18 protein-coding genes are annotated in these 20,930 nt (G+C 60.9%); 10 read left to right on the top strand and 8 right to left on the bottom strand.

The window, feature by feature from the left end:
• The first annotated feature begins 216 nt into the window (after positions 1-216).
• Positions 217-1,524 (top strand): glucosamine inositolphosphorylceramide transferase family protein, encoded by a 1,308-nt coding sequence (locus AC0L2P_RS15120; RefSeq protein WP_473502103.1) that lies wholly within the window; start codon positions 217-219, stop codon positions 1,522-1,524.
• 29 nt (positions 1,525-1,553) lie between these two features.
• Here the strand turns inward: AC0L2P_RS15120 and AC0L2P_RS15115 are convergent, their stop codons facing one another.
• Positions 1,554-2,855: a VpsF family polysaccharide biosynthesis protein gene (locus tag AC0L2P_RS15115; RefSeq protein WP_473502102.1), complete on the bottom strand. Its 1,302-nt coding sequence runs from the start codon at positions 2,853-2,855 to the stop codon at positions 1,554-1,556.
• 170 nt (positions 2,856-3,025) lie between these two features.
• Between AC0L2P_RS15115 and AC0L2P_RS15110 the strand changes: the two genes are divergently transcribed.
• Both AC0L2P_RS15110 and AC0L2P_RS15105 read left to right on the top strand, forming a co-directional pair.
• Complete coding sequence (locus AC0L2P_RS15110) at positions 3,026-4,576, top strand: GumC family protein (protein ID WP_473502101.1); 1,551 nt, start codon at positions 3,026-3,028, stop codon at positions 4,574-4,576.
• Positions 4,577-4,586: 10 nt separating this feature from the next.
• A complete protein-coding gene (locus tag AC0L2P_RS15105; protein ID WP_473502100.1) occupies positions 4,587-5,693 on the top strand; it encodes a glycosyltransferase in 1,107 nt (368 codons plus the stop codon).
• Positions 5,694-5,780: 87 nt separating this feature from the next.
• On the opposite strand, the gene AC0L2P_RS15100 is transcribed toward AC0L2P_RS15105, so the two are convergent.
• On the bottom strand, positions 5,781-6,641 hold the full coding sequence (locus AC0L2P_RS15100) for an alpha/beta hydrolase (RefSeq protein WP_473502098.1): 861 nt from the start codon (positions 6,639-6,641) through the stop codon (positions 5,781-5,783).
• Positions 6,642-6,948: 307 nt separating this feature from the next.
• Between AC0L2P_RS15100 and AC0L2P_RS15095 the strand changes: the two genes are divergently transcribed.
• The 7 genes from AC0L2P_RS15095 to minE all read left to right on the top strand — a co-directional run bounded on the left by AC0L2P_RS15095 (position 6,949) and on the right by minE (position 13,672).
• Positions 6,949-7,947: a LacI family DNA-binding transcriptional regulator gene (locus tag AC0L2P_RS15095; RefSeq protein ID WP_473502097.1), complete on the top strand. Its 999-nt coding sequence runs from the start codon at positions 6,949-6,951 to the stop codon at positions 7,945-7,947.
• The gene (locus AC0L2P_RS15090; RefSeq protein WP_473502096.1) at positions 7,944-9,461 is read left to right on the top strand and encodes a sugar ABC transporter ATP-binding protein; all 1,518 of its coding nucleotides are present in this window, start codon (positions 7,944-7,946) and stop codon (positions 9,459-9,461) included. Before AC0L2P_RS15095 ends, AC0L2P_RS15090 begins: the two co-directional genes overlap by 4 nt.
• A complete protein-coding gene (locus AC0L2P_RS15085) occupies positions 9,461-10,513 on the top strand; it encodes an ABC transporter permease (RefSeq protein WP_473502095.1) in 1,053 nt (350 codons plus the stop codon). Before AC0L2P_RS15090 ends, AC0L2P_RS15085 begins: the two co-directional genes overlap by 1 nt.
• A 106-nt stretch (positions 10,514-10,619) precedes the next feature.
• The gene (locus AC0L2P_RS15080; protein WP_473502094.1) at positions 10,620-11,621 is read left to right on the top strand and encodes a substrate-binding domain-containing protein; all 1,002 of its coding nucleotides are present in this window, start codon (positions 10,620-10,622) and stop codon (positions 11,619-11,621) included.
• Positions 11,622-11,848: 227 nt separating this feature from the next.
• The gene (minC, locus tag AC0L2P_RS15075; protein WP_473502092.1) at positions 11,849-12,568 is read left to right on the top strand and encodes a septum site-determining protein MinC; all 720 of its coding nucleotides are present in this window, start codon (positions 11,849-11,851) and stop codon (positions 12,566-12,568) included.
• A gap of 19 nt (positions 12,569-12,587) precedes the next feature.
• Positions 12,588-13,403: a septum site-determining protein MinD gene (gene minD, locus AC0L2P_RS15070; RefSeq protein ID WP_473502091.1), complete on the top strand. Its 816-nt coding sequence runs from the start codon at positions 12,588-12,590 to the stop codon at positions 13,401-13,403.
• Positions 13,400-13,672, top strand: coding sequence for a cell division topological specificity factor MinE (minE, locus tag AC0L2P_RS15065; protein ID WP_023677151.1), 273 nt, complete (start codon positions 13,400-13,402; stop codon positions 13,670-13,672). Before minD ends, minE begins: the two co-directional genes overlap by 4 nt.
• Positions 13,673-13,853: 181 nt before the next feature.
• Here the strand turns inward: minE and AC0L2P_RS15060 are convergent, their stop codons facing one another.
• The 6 genes from AC0L2P_RS15060 to AC0L2P_RS15035 all read right to left on the bottom strand — a co-directional run bounded on the left by AC0L2P_RS15060 (position 13,854) and on the right by AC0L2P_RS15035 (position 20,812).
• Positions 13,854-15,173 (bottom strand): ABC transporter substrate-binding protein, encoded by a 1,320-nt coding sequence (locus AC0L2P_RS15060; RefSeq protein ID WP_473502089.1) that lies wholly within the window; start codon positions 15,171-15,173, stop codon positions 13,854-13,856.
• A gap of 94 nt (positions 15,174-15,267) precedes the next feature.
• On the bottom strand, positions 15,268-16,116 hold the full coding sequence (locus AC0L2P_RS15055; RefSeq protein WP_473502088.1) for a carbohydrate ABC transporter permease: 849 nt from the start codon (positions 16,114-16,116) through the stop codon (positions 15,268-15,270).
• Positions 16,113-17,030 (bottom strand): carbohydrate ABC transporter permease, encoded by a 918-nt coding sequence (locus AC0L2P_RS15050; protein WP_473502218.1) that lies wholly within the window; start codon positions 17,028-17,030, stop codon positions 16,113-16,115. The genes AC0L2P_RS15055 and AC0L2P_RS15050 overlap by 4 nt, the downstream gene beginning before the upstream one ends.
• 19 nt (positions 17,031-17,049) lie before the next feature.
• Positions 17,050-18,141 carry an ABC transporter ATP-binding protein gene (locus tag AC0L2P_RS15045; protein ID WP_473502087.1) on the bottom strand — a complete coding sequence of 364 codons (1,092 nt, stop codon included), beginning with the start codon at positions 18,139-18,141 and terminating at the stop codon, positions 17,050-17,052.
• 49 nt (positions 18,142-18,190) lie between these two features.
• Positions 18,191-19,702 carry an arabinosylfuranosidase ArfA gene (gene arfA, locus AC0L2P_RS15040; RefSeq protein WP_473502085.1) on the bottom strand — a complete coding sequence of 504 codons (1,512 nt, stop codon included), beginning with the start codon at positions 19,700-19,702 and terminating at the stop codon, positions 18,191-18,193.
• Between the two features lie 183 nt (positions 19,703-19,885).
• Positions 19,886-20,812, bottom strand: a complete 927-nt coding sequence (locus AC0L2P_RS15035) for an ArsR/SmtB family transcription factor (protein ID WP_473502084.1) — start codon at positions 20,810-20,812, stop codon at positions 19,886-19,888.
• Between the last annotated feature and the right edge of the window lie 118 nt (positions 20,813-20,930).

Below are 20,930 nucleotides of genomic sequence, written 5' to 3'. Positions count from 1 at the left end.
GCGTTCTCCCGGCTTAACTCTTGTGAAAGGTTGGGCTGACAAGTAGTCTATGGCAGTAGTCTTGAAAAAGAATATATTGGATTGACTAATATTTTAATCATCGGCCACGCCGACGCATCCCGGCGCTGGGAAAATGAGCTTCTGGCGCGGTTGAGTGCGGCTGGACATGCGATTTCGAGTAGCCGCTCGCCGACGCCTGAACCCAATGGGCGCACGATGGATAATGTGCTGGCGCTCGAGGGCCGGCGCTTCGGCTCCTCGCTGGCAAGCCGCTCCGGGCCGTTGCCGTCCGGCAATACCGGCCCAGTCGACCTTATAGTCGATCTTACCGCTACCGCCGCACGACGGGCTACGCCTGTCCTGACAATCGAATTTTGCGGCCACAGCAGCTTTGCCGCGGGCATGACCGAGATGCTGGCGAGCGGGCGCTTGCCAGAACTCACCGCGCGCCTCGACGGCGTTGCCGTCGCCAGGGCGCGGCCGATGATCAGCGATCGGCTATGGCTGTCGCGCGGCAGCAACGAGCTGCTCGCCGGCGCCATCTCCCTGATTGCCCAATGCGTCGCCCGCTTTTCCGCGGGCAAACTTGCGCCGATTGCCGAGAGCCCGGCGCCGCCCCTGCAGAAAGGCGGATTTATCAGGCATTATCTGCCCTTTTTCGGCAGGGGATTGCTCGACCGCGCCGTGCAAAAACTGCGACGTGGTCGGCGTCCCTTCTATTGGCAGGTTGCTTACCGGCTGATCGACGGTCCAGGCGTCGCCGAAACCGGACAGCTGGATGGCAAGCCGTTCACCGTGCTTGCCGATGACGGGCAGCGATTCTACGCCGATCCGTTCGTTCTCGAGCGCGACGGCCGCCACTTTCTTTTTGTCGAGGAGTTCCCCTACGGCATCGGCCGCGGCGTGATTTCTGTCGCCGAACTTGGCACCGACGGCACTTTCGGGGTGCCGAAAATGGTGCTGGAGGAAGCGCATCACCTGTCATATCCGCAGGTGTTCGCTTACGCCGGCGAGATTTTCATGATCCCTGAAAGCGCTACGGCGCGAGAACTGGTGCTCTACCGTGCCGTGCAGTTTCCGGATCGCTGGGTACGCGATACGGTGCTGATGACGGACAGGGATTTCAACGACGCCACGCTGCTCGAATCCGACGGCCGCTTCTGGCTGTTGGGGACTGAGCGGTTCGGTCACGGCAGCGCATCCGACACGATGGCCGTCTATTCCGCTCCGGCGCTGCGTGGGCCCTGGGCTGCGCACGCGCTCAATCCGGTCGCCGTCGATCACTCGGCCACTCGGCCCGGCGGCGCCTTTATCCGCCAGGACGGCTCGCTGCTGCTGCCGGTGCAAAACGGCTCGAGAGCCTATGGCGGCGGCCTGGGCTTGATGCGACTGGATCGGCTTGATGATTTCGACGTCCGTTTCGAACTGCCCCACCCAATCGATCCCGGGACGGCATGGGCTCGGTTCGGCATTCACACGCTCAACCGCGCGGGACGTGTCGAGGTCGTGGACAGCGCCAGCTGACCGGATTTGAGGCCCGTGCTTAACGGATCTCAGCCGGCTTCAGGTTGGAATGCAGCGAGCGAAGACATGCTCTCCGGCTGGTTTCTGTAGGGCTGGTTCCTGTAGGCAAGCAGCAACACCACGATGATCGTCATATCCGGCGTTTTTGACGAAAGCGCGTTATTTGACAGCGCGGCAAGCAAGAACGTTATAGTGCCGATCCATGCCGGCAGCGGCGCCCCGCGCAGCAGCCGGAAGACGAACCAGAATATCAGCGCTATAAACAGCAGGGCTATGGGCAGGCCGAAGAGCAAGATAATTACCACCGGCGCGCTTTCGATGTAGGGCAGATGCAGCTTCTGCCGGACGATCGCCAGCAGGTCGTCAACGTTCATGCCGAACAGGATGTCGTTCCAGCTGACCAGTCCGAACACCTGGTAAATCGTCACCCGGGCCATGAAGTTTTCGTCGAAGATGGTGTTGCTGAACCGATTCAGCAGACCACCCGCAAACAGTACTGCCACGAGCACCGCGCCACCCGTGACGGTGAACATAAGTACGGCAAATTTGGCCTGCCGCTCGTATGTGAGCGATAGGCCCGGCCAGGGCACGAACAGCAGCAGAATGAGGATTTCCGCCGTGGCGAGCATCAGCGCAGCGCGAGCGCCTGACGCAGCGCAACCGATGAACAAGAGGAAGATCGCCATGACCCGCACCCAGATGCGCCAGTGCGTCAGCGGCACGAATCCGATGGTTGTGGCGCAGAGCGCGCCCAGTGCCAGCGGATGGGCCGACAGGCCAGTTGGCCTGAATTGCAGTTCGTTCAAGCCATAGGGCAACAACCGATGTTGAGTCACCGCCTCGAAGGTGCCGATGACAGCGCTCAGGATCGCCATTCCAAGCACGACGTCTCCCAACGCCCGCCGCACCTCTGCATTCAATGCCAGCATCAACAGGCCTGTGGCTCCGGCCACCAGATAGGTATCGATGATGAACCCGGAGGAGCCCGCACGGCCGGTAACGAACAGATAGGGCACCAGCGCGAACATCAGCACCGAATAGCGGACCAACGCCTTGAATATTCCAATTTCGTCGCCGTGCAGCAGAAACGGCCGGCTGAAAAGAACGATGGGAAGCAGCAGGATAATCGCATATGTGCCGAAATGCAGCTTTTCGTAGAACGAGCCTCCTTGGGCCGTATAGTCGACGACCATGTTCATCACCTGCGGCGACACCGTAAAGCGAAGCAGGAGCGCGAACGCGGCGCATAGGAAAAACAGCAGCGACAGCGCGTTCTGACGGCGCGCTCGGCTGGACGATAATCGTTCCGAAGCGGCAGGGGGATAGCTCATGGCCCATCCAAATGGCGATATTCGAACGGCATTCTGGGCAACGGAATCCCTTCAACGTCCGCCGGACAGACGGGTGTATGAACGGCAAAATGGGCCAACTTGGAAAATAAGATGTTAACGATGTTTCTGTACAGCAGGCCAAGCGTAATGATTTAACAAGGGTTGTCACCATGTCTGCCGGTTCCGACACACCCCCAATCTCCGCGACGGCTTCCAACAACAGTGCATTCGAGCGTATTGCCAATGCACGGCGCAGGGCAATGCTGCAACAGCGTGGCCCGGTCGCGGCGCTAAGCTCAGCGCCGGTGACGCCGCAAGCTCCAGAGCCTGTCGCGACGGTGACCCTGGACAAGATCGGCGATTTCCTCGAGCTCGATTTTCGACGCCTGTTCGTCTGGCTGCGGGCCGGCCTCGCCCTAGCGTTGATGCTGGCGGTCATCGGCGGCATTGTCGGCGGCGCCTATGCATTGCTGAGCAAACAGCGTTACACCGTCACGAGCGAGGTCCTCATCAACCCATCCAATTTGCAGGTTGTGGAAAACGACCTCTATTCGCAACCGGGCCAGGTCGATAGCCAGTTGCTCAGCACGCGCAGCAAGCAGCGCATCCTGACCTCGGGCAACGTGCTTTCCCGTGTGGTGGACGAACTGAATCTGACTCACGATCCAGAGTTTTTCGATCCGGACCGGAGCACATCCTCGTCTGGCGCTGTGGCGAAGCCCGACCCCAGGCTCATCGCCTTGAAGAACCTGGCGGACCGGGTAGGCGCCATCGCGGACCCGACCTCGTTCGTCACAACCCTCTCGGTATCTGCGGAAACCACCGCCAAGGCGATCCTGATCTCGCAGGCAATAGTTAAAAACTTCCAGGAAGAACTGGCCAAGGCCGAAGCTGCCGGCGCCAGCCGTGCCGCGGCTGCTCTTGACAGCCGGCTTGGTCAACTCAAGAGCGACGTGCAGGCTGCCGAAGAGAAGGTCGAGAGCTACAGGCGCAGCCACAACCTGTCGTCCAGCAATGGCCAGCTCGTCAGTTCGCAGACGCTGACGCAGCTCAATGGCGAAATCGTCGATGCGCAATCGCGCGTGATCGCCGCACAGGCAAGCTACGACGCCCTGGTGGCCTCCGGCATAAATGGGGCCAATCCCGACCCCACGGTTTCGGAAGCGCTCGCGGCGTTGCGCGACAGGTCAAACAGCCTGCGGCAGCAGATCGATTCACAGTCGATGACCTTCGGTCCGCGCCACCCGACAATTGTGAGGCTCAGGACGGAGCTCGAGACCGTCAACTCGCAACTCCGGGCCGAGTTCTCTCGCACCGTCGGCACGGCAAAGGCCAGCCTGGACAAGGCCAGGGCCTCCTTGGCTTCTCTCAACGCCAGGATGAACGATCTGAAGAGCAATGTTTTCACCGACAGCGAGTCCGAAGTCGCCCTGCGTGAGCTTGAACGCGATGCCGCCTCCAAGCGAGCGGTCTACGAGAGCTTCCTGTCCCGTGCGCGCCAAATCAGCGAGCGCGAGCAGATCGACACCACAAACGTACAGGTGATTTCGACCGCGGTGCCGCCACCAGGGCGCTCATGGCCACCACGCCCTGCCCTGGTGGCAGGCGCAGGAGCGTTCGCAGGCTTTGCCCTCGGCATGCTGCTGGCGATCGGCATGGGCATTATCCGCGACATGCGCCGGCCGCCGAACCGATCAGGCCTTGCCGCCAGCCGAGCCTGAAGCACAGGGCATGGCCAAGCGCATCGTTTTCCACATCGCCAGCCTGAGGGGCGGCGGCGCCGAACGTGTCTTCGTTCTGATGGCAAATGAACTGGCGTCGCGTGGGCACGAGGTCACGCTTTTTACCTGGAACGCGGCAGGGCCTAACGCCGCGCTGCGCTCCGCCGCCGTGCATCTGGTCGACTTCGGCCTTCTCTTGCGCGGCGAGGGTTACGCCAAGTCGGCAACGCTGAAAGGCATAGCGCGAAGCGCAAATTTGTTCCGCCGCCTTGATCCTGATGCGGTCTATAGCGCCCCGGAATTCGCCAATCTGGTGATGGCGCTGTCACTCATGTTGGCCAGAAGCCGGGCAAAATTCTTTCCAAGCTTCCACGCCGCCGCCTCGCTGCCTGCCAGCGGCTTCGGCGCCAGGCTGGCGATCTGGCTTTCCGCGCTGGTTGCAACGCGCGCAACCAAAGCCATCGCCGTTTCGGCGGGTGTCGGCCGTGACATCGCCGCCCGCGGCTTTCCCGAATCCAAGATCGTCGTCATCAACAACCCGCTGCCGCCGGCTGAAGCACCGCAGGGCAATTCCCATGCCTGGCAGACAGCATTGGCGGCGATGGGCGATGGCCCGGTCATCGCCACCGCCGGGCGCCTCGTGCCGGTCAAGGACCACCGGACTTTGTTGCGGGCCTTCGCTGCCCTGCGCGCCGGCCGCCCTGCCCGGCTTATCATCTTCGGCGAAGGTCCGCTGGCTGCCGAACTGCACGCCCATGCCGAAGAGACCGGCATAGGGGCGGACGTGCTTTTTGCCGGCTATGTCAACGATCCCGCGGCATGCTATGCCGTGGCCGATCTGTTCGTTCTATCATCGACCAGCGAGGGCTTCGGCAATGTGTTGGTCGAAGCCATGGCTGCCGGTGTACCGGTAATCTCCACCGATGCTCCGCATGGCCCGCGCGAGATTCTCGATGACGGCGGCTTCGGCACTTTGGTGCCGGTCGGTGACGCCGCGGCCCTGGCGAAGGCGATGGCCGAGATGCTGGACCACCCCACCCCGGCTGCCGTCCTGAAAAGCAGGGCGGCGGATTTCACAGTCGACAAGATCGGCGATCGTTACGAAGCGTTGCTCTAGTTATCGGGAGCGGCAGCAGGATTGAATGCGAGCGACCCGGTCGGCTTTGATTGCCGTGACCTCCTCACGGGGCTGGGGCGCAACGATTCATGGTGACACGTTCCCTCGTTCCTTGAGTTGTTGGGCGAGGAAATCCTTGACCGAATCGAGAACCGCGTCCCGTTCATGAGATACGCCTGGCAGCAAATCGAAGCGCACGCGCGCACCCGCCTCCTCGAACGATCGACACAATGCCATGAGCCGTTCCGGCCGTGTTCGCCCGGCATCGTTGGCGCCCGGCATCCAATGGGTGCTGCCTTGGACATGAGTGATTTCCCAAGTCTCCAGGTCGGCGTCGCCGACGATCATCTGGAAAGGCACTTTTGCCAGCGCTGCGGCATCGAAGGTGACGCCGAATTTTTCCGGCAGATCGCGAATGCCCACCCACCAGTCACGCGTCGGATCGAGCAAGGTCACCGAGCCTGGCGCGCCGATTGAGGCCGCCCAGAGCCTGTCGGGATGCAGGATAGCGAAACGATGCGTGAAATGCCCGCCGCCGGAAAATCCGAACATGGCAAAGCGGCTCCAATCCTGACTGTATTTGGCGCTGACCTCGTCAATCATGGCGAGCAGCACCTGATCGTAGCGTATGTTGCCCTCGAGCAGATATTTGTACCCGCTGCGGGCATCATCGCCGAGAACGCCGATTGGAAACAGTGGACATAAAACGGCGCAGCCGTTCCAGCGTCCGAACTCGGAGAACGCGTCGCGGAATCCAAGAAAAGAGGTGCGGCCGGTGCCATGGACGGCGACCATCAGGTCGACTTTGGCACCTTCCCCAACCGCGGGAGGCACATACAGGCAATAGTGAAAGCGCGGGTCTGATTTGGAAGCAAAGATGGCGGTCGCGCCGAGATCGTAAGTAGTGCGACCGCGATCCGGGACGGCCTCCCCAACAATGCTTGTCAAGTGGATAACTCCTTAATCGGCTCGGCGTTCGCCGCAATCTATACCGGTCGGCCGACCTCGTGAACTGGACGCTCGCAGCTAGCCACAACGAAACCGGTGGTGCGTTCCGAAGCAGGCATCGGCTGCATGTCTGGCGCCGCGAACGTCATTCCAGGCCAGAAAAACGGTTGCGCAAACGTTTCGATGGCGCTAGCGTCGGGTAAGTCACAGCAACCGCTTCAGGCGGATTCAGAGATTGTGAGATCGGGAAACGCAAAGTTCGAGGAGCGTACGTGCGCGTCACCATGTCGAATGCGACGGCTCTGCGATGACGACAATCGTTGAGGTCGCGCGCAGGGCAGGCGTGTCGGTGTCGACCGTTTCGCACGTCGTCAATCGAACCCGCTATGTCTCCCCCCTCACCGCCCGGTCGGTGACCGACGCGATCGCTGCTCTCGGCTATACGCCCAACAATGTCGCACGCTCGCTGAAGCGGGCATCGACCAGCAGCGTCGGCCTGGCCATTTCGGCGATCTCGAACCCGTATTTCAGCGACATCATCTGCGCTGTCGAGACAGAGTGCGCCCAGCTCGGGCTCATGGTGTTCCTGTCCGATACCCAGGACGATCCGGACAAGGAACTGGCTGTTGTCCAGGCCTTGCACCAACGACGCGTCGACGGGATCATCTTGGCGCCCTCTGCCGCGCCGGAAGCCGTATTGGGATATCTCTCGGCACGGTCCCTGCCCTGCGTCTTGATCGACCGGCTGCCCGACGATCGCTTCGATCAGGTCGGCGTCCAAAACTTCAATGCCATCCGCGCGCTGATCGACCACGTCGTGTCGTTCGGGCATCGCCGCATCGGTTTTGTTGCCGGACAGCCGGGATTTGCCACTACGCTCGAACGCATTGAAGGATTTCGCGCGGCGCTGGCGGCCAATGGTCTGGAGTTTGTGCCCGATCACATCGTGACGGGAAACGCGACCACCGCTAGTGCCAGCGCCGCCGCCCATGCCCTGCTGTCGCTGCCCCTACCCCCGACTGCCCTGGTGACAGGCAACAATCTCTCGACAATCGGCGTGATGCGAGCTGTCCGCGAGCGCGGGCTCGCGGTCCCCAAGGACCTCTCGGTCGTCGGCTTTGATGATTTCGAATGGGCCGACTACTTCGAGCCGCGACTGACCCTGGTCGAACAGCCCTGCGACGAGTTGGGCAGGCAAGCCGCCGCTTTGCTGATCGAGCGGATCGAGCTACCCGACGGCCAGCGACGGACGGTTCGCCTCGAGCCGACCCTGCGCTTGCGTGCGTCTTGCGGGCGCCCGGCATGACCGCGCCGCTTCTGATCATGAGTGGCGTAGTCAAGCGCTTCGGTGGTGTTCACGCTTTGCGCGGCGTCGATTTCGAACTGCGGGCGGGCGAGATCCATGCCCTGCTGGGCGAAAACGGCGCCGGCAAGTCGACCTTGATGAACATCCTGTCCGGTGTGCATGCTCCGGACGAAGGAACCATCACGTTCGATGGCATACCGGTGCACTTTGCCAATCCGCGCGAAGCGCAGGCGGCTGGCATCGCCACAATCTTTCAGGAACTCGACCTCGTCCCGGGCCTCGATGTTGCCGCCAATCTTTTTCTCGGCCGCGAGTTGGTGAAGCCTGGCGGTTTCCTCGACGTTGCGAGCATGCGCGAAGAGGCCCGCACCCGCCTGACGGCAATCGAGCTCGATATCGATGTCGAACGGCCCGTCGGCGAATTGTCGATCGGCCATCGCCAGGTGGTGGCGATCGTGAAGGCTCTTTCCTATGCGTCGCGTGTCCTGATCATGGATGAGCCTACGGCCGCCCTGACAGTCAGCGAGGTCGACCGGCTCTTCACCATCATGCGCAAGCTCAGCGCCACCGGTGTGGGCATCGTCTACATCTCGCATCGGCTTGAGGAGGTTCCCCGAGTCGCCAACCGGGTAACAGTTATGCGCGATGGCGGGGTGGCCGGGACGACGGCTCCTGATGCGCCGCAGGCGGACCTGGTCCGTCTTCTGGTAGGCCGGCCCCTCGAAGAGCTTTATCCGAAACGCACGCGCACCGCAGGTCGCCGGCTCCTTCATCTCAAGGACGCCCGTTTCGATCCCGTTAGAGCGAGCGCCGGCTGGCAGGCCCCCCAAAAGGTTTCGCTCGATGTTTATGAGGGCGAAGTTGTCGGGCTGGCAGGCGTCATGGGGGCCGGGCGTACCGAATTGCTCAGCGCCCTGTACGGCACAGGGCTGACCGGCCGCTGGGCTGGCACTGTCGAGGTCGACGATCGCCCGGTGCGGCTGGAGTCTATCAGAGCTGCGCGCAGGGCTGGCGTCGCCTTCGTCACCGACGACAGGCGAGGAAGCGGGCTGATGCTGCGTACGGCCGTCGGCCGCAACCTGGTCATGTCGGTTCTGCGACGCATCTCGCCGCGCGGCCTCGTGTCGATAGCACGTGAAGCAGCCGCGGTGGCGCGCTCGTTCGGCCAATTCGACATACGACCGCGCAATGCGGCCATCCCGGTCGGCGCGTTGTCGGGCGGCAATCAGCAGAAGGTGGTGCTCGCCAAGGAGATCCTTGGCAATCCTCGACTGCTGCTGCTGGACGAGCCTACCCGTGGGGTGGATGTCGGCGCTAAGGCGGAAATCTATGCGAGGCTTCGTGATCTGGCATCGCAAGGTCTCGGCATACTCGTCGCCTCGAGCGAAATGCCCGAGTTGATCGGACTATGCGATCGTATCGTGGTTCTTCGGGAGGGGTGCAACGTGGCGGAATTCAAAAGCGGCGTCGACGAACATACGGTGCTTGCCGCCGCAACCGGAAAGGCCCCCTGATGTCCAACACCAGCACGGCCGATACCGAACTGCCGAGCGGCAAGACAGCTCGAAAGCGGCGCGATCCGCTTGCACTCATCGTCCGCTTCCAGAGCCTGATAGGCTTGGTGGTCGTCGTGATCGGCGGCATCATCTTCTCGCCGCGCCGGCACGGACAGATACTGTTTATCGCCCCGGACAACATCGCCAACATCGTACGCGCCGTGTCCGAGACCGGCATCATCGCGATCGGCATGACTTTCGTCATCATCACTGCGGGGATCGACCTCTCGGTTGGCGCTTTGCTTGGCCTGGCCAGTGTCGTCACGGCCACGATGATGATCAATGGCGGCGTTGGCCTCGTTCCGACGATCCTTGCCGTGCTTCTTGCCGGCGTGGTCTTCGGTGCCGTTCAGGGCTCAATCTCGACGCGCTTCCGCCTCGAGCCCTTCATCGTGACCCTCGCGGGCCTTCAGGCCGCGCGCGGTCTGGCCCTGGTCGTCTCGGGCAACGAGTACATCAACATCTCCTATGGCGACGGACCCGGGCTCGCCCCGCCGGTGTTTGCCATTCTGGGCGAGCGGCTGTTCAACAATGTGGTGCCGGTGGCGACCATCGTCTTCATCGCTTTTGCGGCGATCGCCACCGTGGTTCTCAACACCACTCGCTTTGGCCGCTATGTCTTTGCCGTCGGCGGCAATGAGCGGGCGGCGCGCCTCTCGGGCATTCCGGTGTCCGCCGTCAAGATCACCGTTTATGCGATCACCGGCTTCGCGGCCGCTCTCGCCGGCATCGTCCATGCAGGGCAGTTCAACTTCGGCAGTGCCAACGATGGCGCCGGTTACGAACTTACCGCCATCGCTGCGGTCGTCATCGGCGGCACCAGCCTGTTCGGCGGAGCCGGATCGATGGTCGGCACGGTCGCCGGCACGATCATGCTCGGCGCGCTCGCCAACGTCCTGCAGCTCAACAACATCACGCCCGCCCTGCAACTGCTCGCGACAGCCGCGATCATCATCCTGGCGGCAGTTCTTCAGTCCCTCGTCCGTCGCCGCGAAGGTCTGGTCCGTTAAGTGGGCGACATTGGAAGGCTCCTGGCGCCAGATTACCCGGCATTGGGAGAGTGAAGCTCAGCAAACCAACAGTCGAGCCAAGGGCATCGACAGGAAGGAAACAACCATGGGTATCAGGAGCACACGCAATAGCAGACAAAGGGCCTGGCGAACGTGTCTGCTTGCCGGGACCTTTCTCGCAGCCGCTGGCGGGGCTCAAGCTGCGGACCCATTGGTCAAGGCCTGCTCCAAGACCGGCGAATTCGTGGTCGGCTTTTCTCAGGCCAACAATGCCGAGCCATATCGCCAGCACGTCAACGACGAACTCACTGCCGCTGCCAAGGCAGTGCCCCAGTTCACCTTGCAGATCGCTGATGGCGCCGGGAGCGTGAACACCCAGACCTCGCAGGTCGACAATTTCATCACCCAGAAGATCGATCTGCTGCTGATATCGCCCTTCGAAGCATCGCCACTGACGCCGGCGGTGAAGCGGGCCATGGAGGCCGGCATCCCCGTCATCGAGCTCGACCGCAAGACAGTCGGCGATCCGGGCAAGGACTACACGGCCTTCATTGGCGGCGACAATTACAAGATCGCCTTCGAAGCCGGCAAATACACCGCCACGAAACTGCTTCCTGACGGCGGTGAAGTTGCCGTTCTGGAGGGGCTGCCCAGTTCGACCCCTGCCGTGGAACGGCTCAACGGCTTCAAGGACGGCGTCAAGGAGAACGACAAGATCAAGGTCGTCGCCGAGCAGGCGGCGGACTGGCTGCCGGACAAGGCACAGACGGCGTTTGCCGCCATGCTGCAGGCCAATCCCGATATCAAGATGGTGTATGCCAGCAACGACATGATGGCCGCGGGAGCGCGGCTTGCCGCCAAGGGCGCCGGCAAGGAAGGGCAGATCAAGATCATCGGCACCGACGGCCTGCCAGGTCCTGCCGGCGGCATCCGAGCCGTTGCCGAAGGCGAATGGGCTGCAACCTTCACTTATCCGACGGGCGCCAAGGAGGCGATTGATATGGCGAAATCGGTTCTTCTCGATTGCGCCACATCCGTCGAGCCAACGGTCACCGTGGCAACGACGGCAATCACGCCGGAAAACGCCAAGCAGATGATGGGTAACTGAAAATTGCGTGGCCACTGCGGTGCGGAGGTCGAAAGCACCTCCGCACCGTGTTAACGCACCGTTTTGCTCGTCGGCCGCCCTACGGCAACGGCGAGAGTTTCCAGGGCCCAGTAAGATCGATCGTCGGTGCGCTCCGAAACAGCAAGAATGGAAGCCTCGGGAGGCCGCCATTAACTTTTCGTTAACCATGCCGGGCTAGCCTTAACCAATCAGTAAGGAATGCCTCTGTGACCTGCGTCGCTCCCATCCAAAACAAGTCCATACGCTTTCGAGCGCGCTCGTTTGTAGCCTTCACCCTCACCCCTGAGGCCCCGTTAGGGGAATGGCTTCAAAGCCTCGATCACTGGACCGAAAACTCTCCCGGCTTCTTTACCGGCCGTCCGGTCGTGCTCGATCTGACTATGCTCAAGCCCGAGGCGGGCGAGATGCGGGATCTGGTCTCACAGCTCGCGGAGCGCGGGATTCGCATCTACGCGATCGAGGCCGATGGCAATGTTGCTCTCGATGCCGATCTGCCGCCGCCCCTCGTTGGCGCCAAGGAGGCCACCGCCGACGCGCTTTACGTGCAGCCGGGCCCGAAGGCCGCCGCTGAGGCCAAGACGGAAGAGCCGCAGGCGCCGAACTCATTGATGATCAAGGCACCGATCCGCTCCGGCCAGTCGATCTTTCATCCGGATGGCGATGTGGTCATTGTCGGCTCCGTCAGTTCCGGATCCGAGATCATCGCGGGGGGGTCGATCCACGTCTACGGCACGCTGCGTGGGCGTGCGTTCGCCGGTGCCACAGGAAATTCCGCGGCTCGTATCTTTTGCCGGAAAAATGAAGCCGAACTTCTGGCGGTAGACGGCTGGTACCGCACCGCCGAGGAGATGGACGCCTCCTCGCGAGGAAAGCCGGTCCAGGCCTTTCTCGAGGACGGCGCACTTTGCGTCGCACCGCTCAACTAACAACATTGGAGGCACAAATATGGGCAAAGTAGTGGTTGTCACATCCGGCAAAGGGGGTGTCGGCAAGACGACCTCGACGGCCGCTCTCGGCGCCGCGGTCGCAAAAACCGGCAAGCGGGTGGCCCTCGTCGATTTCGACGTCGGCCTGCGCAACCTCGATCTGATCATGGGCGCCGAGCGGCGCGTCGTTTTCGATATCGTCAACGTCATTCAGGGAACCGCCAAGCTCTCGCAGGCGCTGATCCGTGACAAGCGGCTCGACACGCTGTTCCTGCTGCCGGCCTCGCAAACGCGCGACAAGGATGCTCTCACCGAGGAAGGCGTCGCCGATGTCATCGACAAGCTGCGCTCGGTTTTCGACTACGTCTTCTGCGACAGCCCGGCCGGCATCGAGCGGGGCGCGCAGCTTGCCATGCGCTTTGCCGACGAGGCGGTAATCGTCACCAATCCGGAAGTGAGCTCGGTCCGCGATTCCGATCGCATCATCGGTCTGCTCGACTCCAGGACGATGAAAGCCGAGCAAGGTGAATCGATTGCCAAACACGTCCTCGTCACGCGCTACGATGCTGCCCGCGCTGCCCGCGGCGAGATGCTCAGCATCGATGACGTGCTCGAGATCCTGTCAACGCCCTTGCTGGGAATAATTCCCGAGAGCCAGGACGTGCTGCGCGCATCCAATGTGGGCGCGCCGGTTACGCTCAGCGAAAACACCAACCCCGCCGCACGCGCCTATATCGACGCGGCAAGAAGACTCGAGGGCGAGGACCTGCCGGTCATTCTGCCTTTCGAGCGGAGGGGCCTTCTCGACCGGCTGTTCGGAAGGAGGGCGGCATGAACCTGCTCGATATCTTCAAGCGCCGCGGCAGCGCGCCCGTGGCGCGCGAGCGCTTGCAACTGCTGTTGGCTTACGAGCGTCGAAGCCGCAACCAGCCCGATCTCGTCTCCGTGTTGCGCGAGGAGATCATGGCGGTGATCGCCCGGCATGTTCAGGTCGATCAGGATTTTCTGCAGGTGAGCATGGATCACGGCGAAACGACGTCGAGATTGGAGATCGACATCCAGATCCCCAACAAGGTCGCAATGCCCATGGCCGCGGCGTTCTAACGGAATCCTCCAGTCAGGGCTTGCGTCGGTTGCTGCCGAGGTTGCGGCGCCGTGGTCGGCGTGTTTGAGCCGGCCGCCACCGGCAGGTCGCGCAATTCGAGGACAATAACCACTGCTCATCAAAACCCCGCGGCTGTTTCCAGCCGCGGGGCGCCTTGGGAGGGCCTTTCGAAACCCGTCGTCAGATGTTGGCGAGCAATTCGTTGACGCGGCTTTCCATGTCGGAAAGGGCGGTGTCGACATCCTTCTGACCACTGATTGCTGCACTCATCTCTTCGCCAATGATGTCCTGGATCGCAAACTGACGCTGTACAGCGGACGGCAGCGGCTTGCCGAGATCGGCGACCGCAGAGATCGTGTTGCGATGCGGCAGGGCCTTGAAGGTGCCCGAGGTGATGACGGCCTTATAGGCCGGCAGGTGACCGGTGCGCGACCATTCGAAGTCGTTGTCGGCGAAGAACTTCAGGAATTTGCCGATGGCGGCGATCTGTTCAGGCGTGCGGTCTTTCTGCGAAACGGCCCAGGTGTGGCCATCGGCATATTGCGCATGGGCGCCGCCAAACAGCTGCGGATACGGATAGACCGAATAGCCGCCCTTGTTGAGCGCCGTACCCTTGGTCTCGGACTGGGCGTTGTAATCGCCGACCACCCAGGTACCGTTGAGGTGGACGCCACCCTCGCCGGCAAGGAAGGCGTTGATCGAGCCGCCATAATCGAGATCCTTGGTGGTGTAGCCCTTCTCGAAGATCGCCTTGTACATCTCGACGACCTTCTTGGCTTCCGGCGTATTCAACTTCACATGCTTCGGATCGGCAAAGAAATCGGAATCCTGCTGGAAAAGATAGGTGTAGAGGTTGCGTGTGTAGAGTGCAGTCTCATTGGTCAGGTTCTGGACGAAATAGGGCTTGCCCGTCTTCTGCTTGAACTGTTCGGCCTGGGCGAGCAGTTCCTCGGGCGATTTTGGAAAAATCGGCGTGCCGTCGGCATTGACGAGGCCGGCTTGTTTGAAAAGATCCATGTTGACGTGATAGAGCATCGTCCAGCTGTCGATCGGCAGGCCATAGATCTTGCCGTCTTTGGTGGCGCCATTGCGCGCCGCGTCGGTGAAGGCGTCGGGTGTCACGCCGACCGACTTCAACAGATCGTCGAGCGGCATCAACAGGCCCTTCGACTGATAATCGGACAGTACTGATTCATGGATCGTGACGATGTCCGGAGCGTCGCCTGAAGCGAACTGCGCGGTCAGCTGATCATAGCCGGGCCATTCCACGGTGGTAACGTTGACGTGGACATCGGGACTGTCGGCGTTGAACTTGTTGATTAGCGAGGTGATGATGCCGCATTCGCCAACGGCCTTGGTGGGATCGGTGTTGGTGCCGAAATCGGCATCGCAGGCACCGAAAAAGCGCTGCACGCTCAGTTCCGTGGCCGCGAAGCTTGGAGCTGCGAGCAGCATTGCGCCCGCAGAAACTGCGGCAAACATTATTTTCTTCAGTTTCATATCAGTTCCTCCTACTGAGTTTCCGCCGCTCCACCCTGGATTGGCCTTCGTGGTTCAATCGCTGCGCATTCCCCCGGCCGTCAGGCAATCTTCGTTATCTCACCGCAGCTCCGGAGACCGCCGTGACGATGTATTTCTGGAAGAACAGGTAGACGATCAGGATCGGTGCACCGGCAAACACTGCCTGCGCCATCAGGAAGCCGATGCCTTCGGACTGGGCGAAATTGGTCTGGGTCGAGGCCATGCCGACCGTCAGCGTGAACATGTCCTTCCTCGTCGCCGAAATCAGCGGCCAGAAATAATCGTTCCACGCGCCGAGAAAGGTAAAGATGCCGAGCGTTGCCTGTGCAGGCAGCGTGAGCGGCAGAAGCACCTTACAGAAAATCCTGAGCCGGCTGGCGTTATCGAGCATGGCGGCTTCGTCCAGTTCCTTCGGGATAGCCTTGAAATACTGGGTCATCAGGAAGACGCCGAACGGAGCCGAAAGGCCCGGCAGAATGAGCCCTTGGTAGGTGTTGTGGAACTTCAGCATGCTGAAGATCTGGTGACGGGCGACGAGCACGGCCTGCTCCGGGACCGCCAGGCCGAACAGCACGATCACGAACAGCACGTCGCGGCCGGGGAAATTCAGCCGTGCAAAGCCGTAGCCGGCGAGCGACGACAGGATCAACGTGCCGAGCGTCAACCCGCCCGAGACGATGATGCTGTTGCGCACCCAAATGAACACCGACGAGGTACCGACGGTGTTGATGTAGTTCTTCAGCGTATAGGGCGCGTGAAACACCGAATTCGGATCGGCCATCAGCTCCGCATTGTCCTTGAGTGACAGGCCGATGACCCACAGCACCGGCGCGATCATGACGATCGAAAGCAGGATGACCAGGGCCAATAACAAATGGTCGCCAAATGCCCGTCCTTTGATGGAAGTTGCTGGGGCGCTCATGCCTGGTCTCCCCTGCTACGTGTCACCAGGTACTGGGCCATGGCCGCGATCAGGATGAGGATGAACAGGATTTCCGATGCAGCGGCGCCCAGGCCGAGATCCCAGCGACGGAATGCGGTATCGTAGATATAGAGCACGATCGGCTTGGTCAGGTTGTTCGGACCGCCGCGCGTCATCAGCCAGGCCTGACCGAACAGCTGAAATTGCAGCACGATCTGGATGATGATCACCAGGATGAAGGTCCGCTTGATCGACGGCAGCGTGATCGAGCGTAGCGTCTGCCAGCGATTGGCATTGTCCAGCGCTGCCGCCTCGTAAATGTCCTGCGGAATCTGCTGGAGCGCCGAGAGAAAGAGCATCATCGGCAGGCCGATGCACCACCAAACTGTGGCAATAGCAATACCGATCATCGCAAGGCTTGGATCGGCAATGAAAGCCGGTGCTTTCGAGCCAAACCATCCGTAGATCGTCGACAACAGGCCGACATTCGGAATGAAGACGATGCGCCAGATCAGCGTGACGATGGTGACCGACAGCACCGAGGAGGAAAAAAACAGCGTCCGCAAAACCGCGGCAGTGCGCGTGCGCCGGTTGAGGCAAAGCGCCAGGAAAAGACCGATCAGCGCCAGTGTCGGAACCGTCAGAAGCACGAAATAAAAGGTGTTCCAGATCGATTGCAGGAAGACCTTGTCGTGATACAGCCTGACGTAATTGCCGAGGCCGACAAAATTTCCGGACGAGAACGTGTCGGCCTTGTGGAAACTCAGCCACATCCCCCAGAGCAGCGGGAAGAGCAGCAGCGTCGTGAAGAAGAACAAGAATGGCGCAACGAAAATGAAGTTTCGCCATTGCGGCGCATAGATATCGGCGGTTGCGGCTCTGACGCCGACAGCAAGCGTCGCAGTCGGGGACATCGCCAGCCGGTCAGCCATCTCAGGCCTCCCTCGCATGCCAGGCGCGGCCGGTCTCTTTGAACAGATGCGATTTCCGGCCGTCGAAGGCGAGCCCGATTCTGTCGCCGACGGCGACGCGGCTGTTGCCGGCATCCGAGCCGACGATCTGCTGGCCATCGCCCAGCCGCGCGTAGATCAGGGTGCGTTCGCCGAGCCGCTCGAGCACATCGACGACGCCATTGGCATTGCCTTGTCCGGCGGCGACGATGCGCACGTCTTCCGAACGGATGCCGAATGTGTACTTACCATCGGTCAATTGGCTGGAGGCGATCTCGGTCTGCACCGAGATGCCGTCCGCAAATTTGGCCGCGGCGTTCTCACCAGATCTGTCAAGCGTCGCATCGACGAAGTTCATCGCCGGCGCGCCGACGAAACCCGCGACGAATTTGGTCGCCGGGCGCTCGTAGATCTCCATCGGGGTACCGATCTGGTCGATCTTGCGATTGTTCATGACGACGATGCGGTCGGCGAGCGTCATTGCTTCGACTTGGTCGTGGGTGACGAAGATCATCGTCGAGTGCAGGCGCTGGTGAAGCTGGGCAAGTTCGATGCGGGTGCGGGTGCGCAACGCCGCATCGAGATTGGAGAGCGGCTCGTCGAACAGGAAGGCCTTCGGCTCCTTGACGATGGCACGGCCGATGGCGACGCGCTGGCGCTGACCGCCGGAGAGCTGGCCCGGCTTGCGATCCAGCAGATGCGGCATTTCCAGGATGCGAGCGGCTTCGTTGACACGCGCCTCGATGACCTTGCCTGGTACGCCGATATTCGCGAGACCGAAGGCCATGTTGTCGCGCACCGTCATATGCGGATAAAGCGCATAGGACTGGAACACCATCGCAACACCGCGCTTGCCCGGCGGCAAATGATCGATGCGCTCGTTGTTTATGGCAATCTCGCCGCTATCGACAGCTTCAAGACCGGCGATCATCCGAAGAAGCGTCGATTTTCCGCAACCGGACGGCCCCAGGAACACGATGAATTCGCGCGCCCTTATGGAGAGCGACAGATGATCCAGTACCGTCATGGCACCGAACTGCTTGCTCACGTTCCTGATCTCGATATCGGCCGTCACGTCGACGCTCCTCCTCAGCGCTTGCGCTTTCTCGATGATCCGCCTGAACTCAGAGCCTCAGGCGAATGACCTGGTAGGAATAGGCCGGCAGCGACAGGCTCAGCTTGCCGCCGGCGAGTGAGGCGCCCTCACCCTTCCTGGGGCCGACATTGCTTGGGTTCTCGGCCGAATTGACGGCTTTCAGATCGGCGTGTGCCACGACCTGGTGATCGACGATCTCCGCTGCGCCGAAGCCGGTGAGGTCGACCACTGTTTCGATTGCCTCGCTCGAATGGCGGTTGACAGCGAAAAAGGTGACGTGGCCGGTTTTCGTATCGTGCACGCCGGCAACATCGACGTGGGCGACGTCGCCCGCAACGGTGGATTTGTAGGTCGGGCTTTCCACCTTGAGATCCAGCGCATTGCCGCGGCCATAGTTAGAAGCAAACAGATAGGGATAAAAAATTGTCTGCCGCCATGCCGGGCCATTCGGAACGGTCATGATCGGCGCGATGACATTGACCAATTGTGCCAGGCAGGCGATCTTGACGATATCGGACCGACGGATGAAGGTGTTGAGGATCAGGCCGACCTGCAGCACATCCTCGAAATTATAGATGTCTTCGAGCAACGGCGGGGCGAACGGCCAACCATCGCTGCCGCCGAGTATCTTCTTGTCCTGCTCCTTGGAATGGTACCAGACGTTCCATTCGTCGAAGGAGATGTAGATCTGCTTGTTGGAGCGCTTCTTTGCCTTGATATAGTCGATGACGCCGGCGACCGAGACAATGTAGTCGTCGAGCTTTTCGCTCATGGCGAGATAGTTCGGAGCGTCGCTGGCTGCGTTCTCGAAATACATGTGCAGCGAGATGTAGTCGACCTCGTTGTAGGTATGGTCGAGAACCGTCGCTTCCCATTCAGGGTAGGTGGACATCTTGGCATTCGACGAGCCGCAGACCACCAGCTCGAGTGACTTGGAGAAGGCGCGCATGGCCTTGGCCGTCTCATGTGCCAGGCGGCCATACTCGTCCGCGGTCTTGTGACCGATCTGCCAGGGGCCATCCATTTCATTGCCGAGGCACCAGAGCTTGACGTCGAAGGGCTCCTTGCGGCCGTTGGCGATGCGCTTGTCGCTCCATTTGCTGCCGCCGGGATGATTGGCGTACTCCAGCAGGTTGCGGGCTTCGTCGAGGCCGCGCGAGCCGAGATTGACGGCAAGCATCATCTCGGTGTTGGCGCAGGTACACCAATCGGCAAATTCATGCAGGCCGACTTCGTTGCTTTCCGATGTGTGCCAGGCGAGATCGAGGCGGACTGGGCGCTGTTCCTTGGGGCCAATGCCGTCTTCCCAATTGTAGGCCGAGACGAAATTGCCGCCGGGATAGCGGACGATCGGAACATTGAGTTCCCTGACGAGATCGACGACGTCCTGACGCATGCCGTTGGTATCCGCTGTCGGATGGCCAGGCTCATAGATGCCGGTGTATACTGCCCGCCCCAGGTGCTCGATGAAGGATCCGTAGAGCCTCGGATCGATTTCCGAGACAACATAATGCGGATGAGCCGTAACGGCTGCCTTCATGCATCCCTCCCATCAATATCAAAAACGATGATTTAAATCATCTTGTCGGATATCAAAGCGGGATGGCAGCCCTCCGTCAAGCAAAAATGCCCAAATGTAGGACAGTTGGACGAACGCTTTGGTACAGCAGAACGCCAGCCAGTTGAAATCGCTGGGTTATCTTCAGAACCCGGTTTCATGATATCAACCAGTTTTAATCCTGAGCAGGATGTCCTGATCGTAATTCCCAAAGCCTTTGCCGAAAATGTTGATCCCGCCGGGGCGCTTGGCGTCGTCCTTGACGCCGATACGGATGCGGATTGAATGATGGCTCTTCAGATCGAGTGTGGCGAGGCCGGTTTCGGAAATCCTGAGGCCGTCGACATACGTGCCGTCATTGGCAACTCGCCAGTTCTTCAGCTTGCCGTATTGCGAGCCCTTGAGCTTCCACCAGGAGGGGGTGAAGACCCCGCGCTTGTCGCCGAAATCCCCCGGCGACGTCCAGGTACCGACATCGACGCCATTGATCGTCAGCGTGATGTCCGAAGGCCAATCGGCGCTGGTGCCCGGCACTTCCGAAGACAGCTCTATCGCCACTTCGAGTTCGGTGATCTCGGCATTGGCGAGCTTGGCATTGTTGGGGAACTGGTATTCGACAAAACCGCGCGTGAACCATAACAGACCGGCTTTCATGCGGTCCGGATCGAGGAAAGTGTTGGGAACATCGAGCAGACCGATAATGCCTTCCGGCGAACAAAGGCCGCAGGGCGCGGTCACCTCGAAGCCGGTGTAAAGCCCGATCGGCATCGACACTTCGATCGCGTCGTTCTTGATCGCACGATATTCGCTCTTGAACACGACCAGCACTTCTTCGGCTGTCGGATAACAAATTTTCTGACTGCCTTTCTTCGCTTTCAGGTTCGCGGTGCGGATCAGCCCCGCATCCTCCAGCACCTGGATGTTGGTCGAGACGGTCGACTGCGGCAGCGACAGCACGGCAGCGATTTCGTTGACGTTCATCGGCCCCTTTTCATGCAGCAGTTTCAGCATCGAGATCCGCGCCGAGGAGGCAAGCCCCTTGAGCACGGCAATGCCGTCCTCAGGTTCAATCACCAGAAAATTGCGACTCATGAAATTGCCCGGACCAACGCAAAATCTATATCCGAAATTATCCTGTATATCTGGATATCTGATTTAGTCAATGCGCAGGCACAACGCCGAGCATATTGTTGAATCCGGCAGGGCACGG

The organism is Mesorhizobium sp. WSM4836 (assembly GCF_055811815.1).
The sequence above is the reverse complement of the archived record's forward strand: the minus strand, read 5'-3'. Positions and strand labels throughout refer to the sequence as shown.

Excerpts from the sequence above, each read along its gene's own strand:
- minD (WP_473502091.1), top strand. The coding sequence starts at position 12,588 with ATGGGCAAAGTAGTGGTTGTCACATCCGGCAAAGGGGGTGTCGGCAAG.
- AC0L2P_RS15055 (WP_473502088.1), bottom strand. The coding sequence starts at position 16,116 with ATGAGCGCCCCAGCAACTTCCATCAAAGGACGGGCATTTGGCGACCAT.
- AC0L2P_RS15090 (WP_473502096.1), top strand. The coding sequence starts at position 7,944 with ATGACCGCGCCGCTTCTGATCATGAGTGGCGTAGTCAAGCGCTTCGGT.
- arfA (WP_473502085.1), bottom strand. The coding sequence starts at position 19,702 with ATGAAGGCAGCCGTTACGGCTCATCCGCATTATGTTGTCTCGGAAATC.
- AC0L2P_RS15095 (WP_473502097.1), top strand. The coding sequence starts at position 6,949 with ATGACGACAATCGTTGAGGTCGCGCGCAGGGCAGGCGTGTCGGTGTCG.
- AC0L2P_RS15110 (WP_473502101.1), top strand. The coding sequence starts at position 3,026 with ATGTCTGCCGGTTCCGACACACCCCCAATCTCCGCGACGGCTTCCAAC.
- AC0L2P_RS15115 (WP_473502102.1), bottom strand. The coding sequence starts at position 2,855 with ATGAGCTATCCCCCTGCCGCTTCGGAACGATTATCGTCCAGCCGAGCG.
- AC0L2P_RS15080 (WP_473502094.1), top strand. The coding sequence starts at position 10,620 with ATGGGTATCAGGAGCACACGCAATAGCAGACAAAGGGCCTGGCGAACG.
- AC0L2P_RS15035 (WP_473502084.1), bottom strand. The coding sequence starts at position 20,812 with ATGAGTCGCAATTTTCTGGTGATTGAACCTGAGGACGGCATTGCCGTG.
- AC0L2P_RS15060 (WP_473502089.1), bottom strand. The coding sequence starts at position 15,173 with ATGAAACTGAAGAAAATAATGTTTGCCGCAGTTTCTGCGGGCGCAATG.
- minE (WP_023677151.1), top strand. The coding sequence starts at position 13,400 with ATGAACCTGCTCGATATCTTCAAGCGCCGCGGCAGCGCGCCCGTGGCG.
- AC0L2P_RS15050 (WP_473502218.1), bottom strand. The coding sequence starts at position 17,030 with ATGTCCCCGACTGCGACGCTTGCTGTCGGCGTCAGAGCCGCAACCGCC.
- AC0L2P_RS15105 (WP_473502100.1), top strand. The coding sequence starts at position 4,587 with ATGGCCAAGCGCATCGTTTTCCACATCGCCAGCCTGAGGGGCGGCGGC.
- AC0L2P_RS15120 (WP_473502103.1), top strand. The coding sequence starts at position 217 with ATGGATAATGTGCTGGCGCTCGAGGGCCGGCGCTTCGGCTCCTCGCTG.
- AC0L2P_RS15085 (WP_473502095.1), top strand. The coding sequence starts at position 9,461 with ATGTCCAACACCAGCACGGCCGATACCGAACTGCCGAGCGGCAAGACA.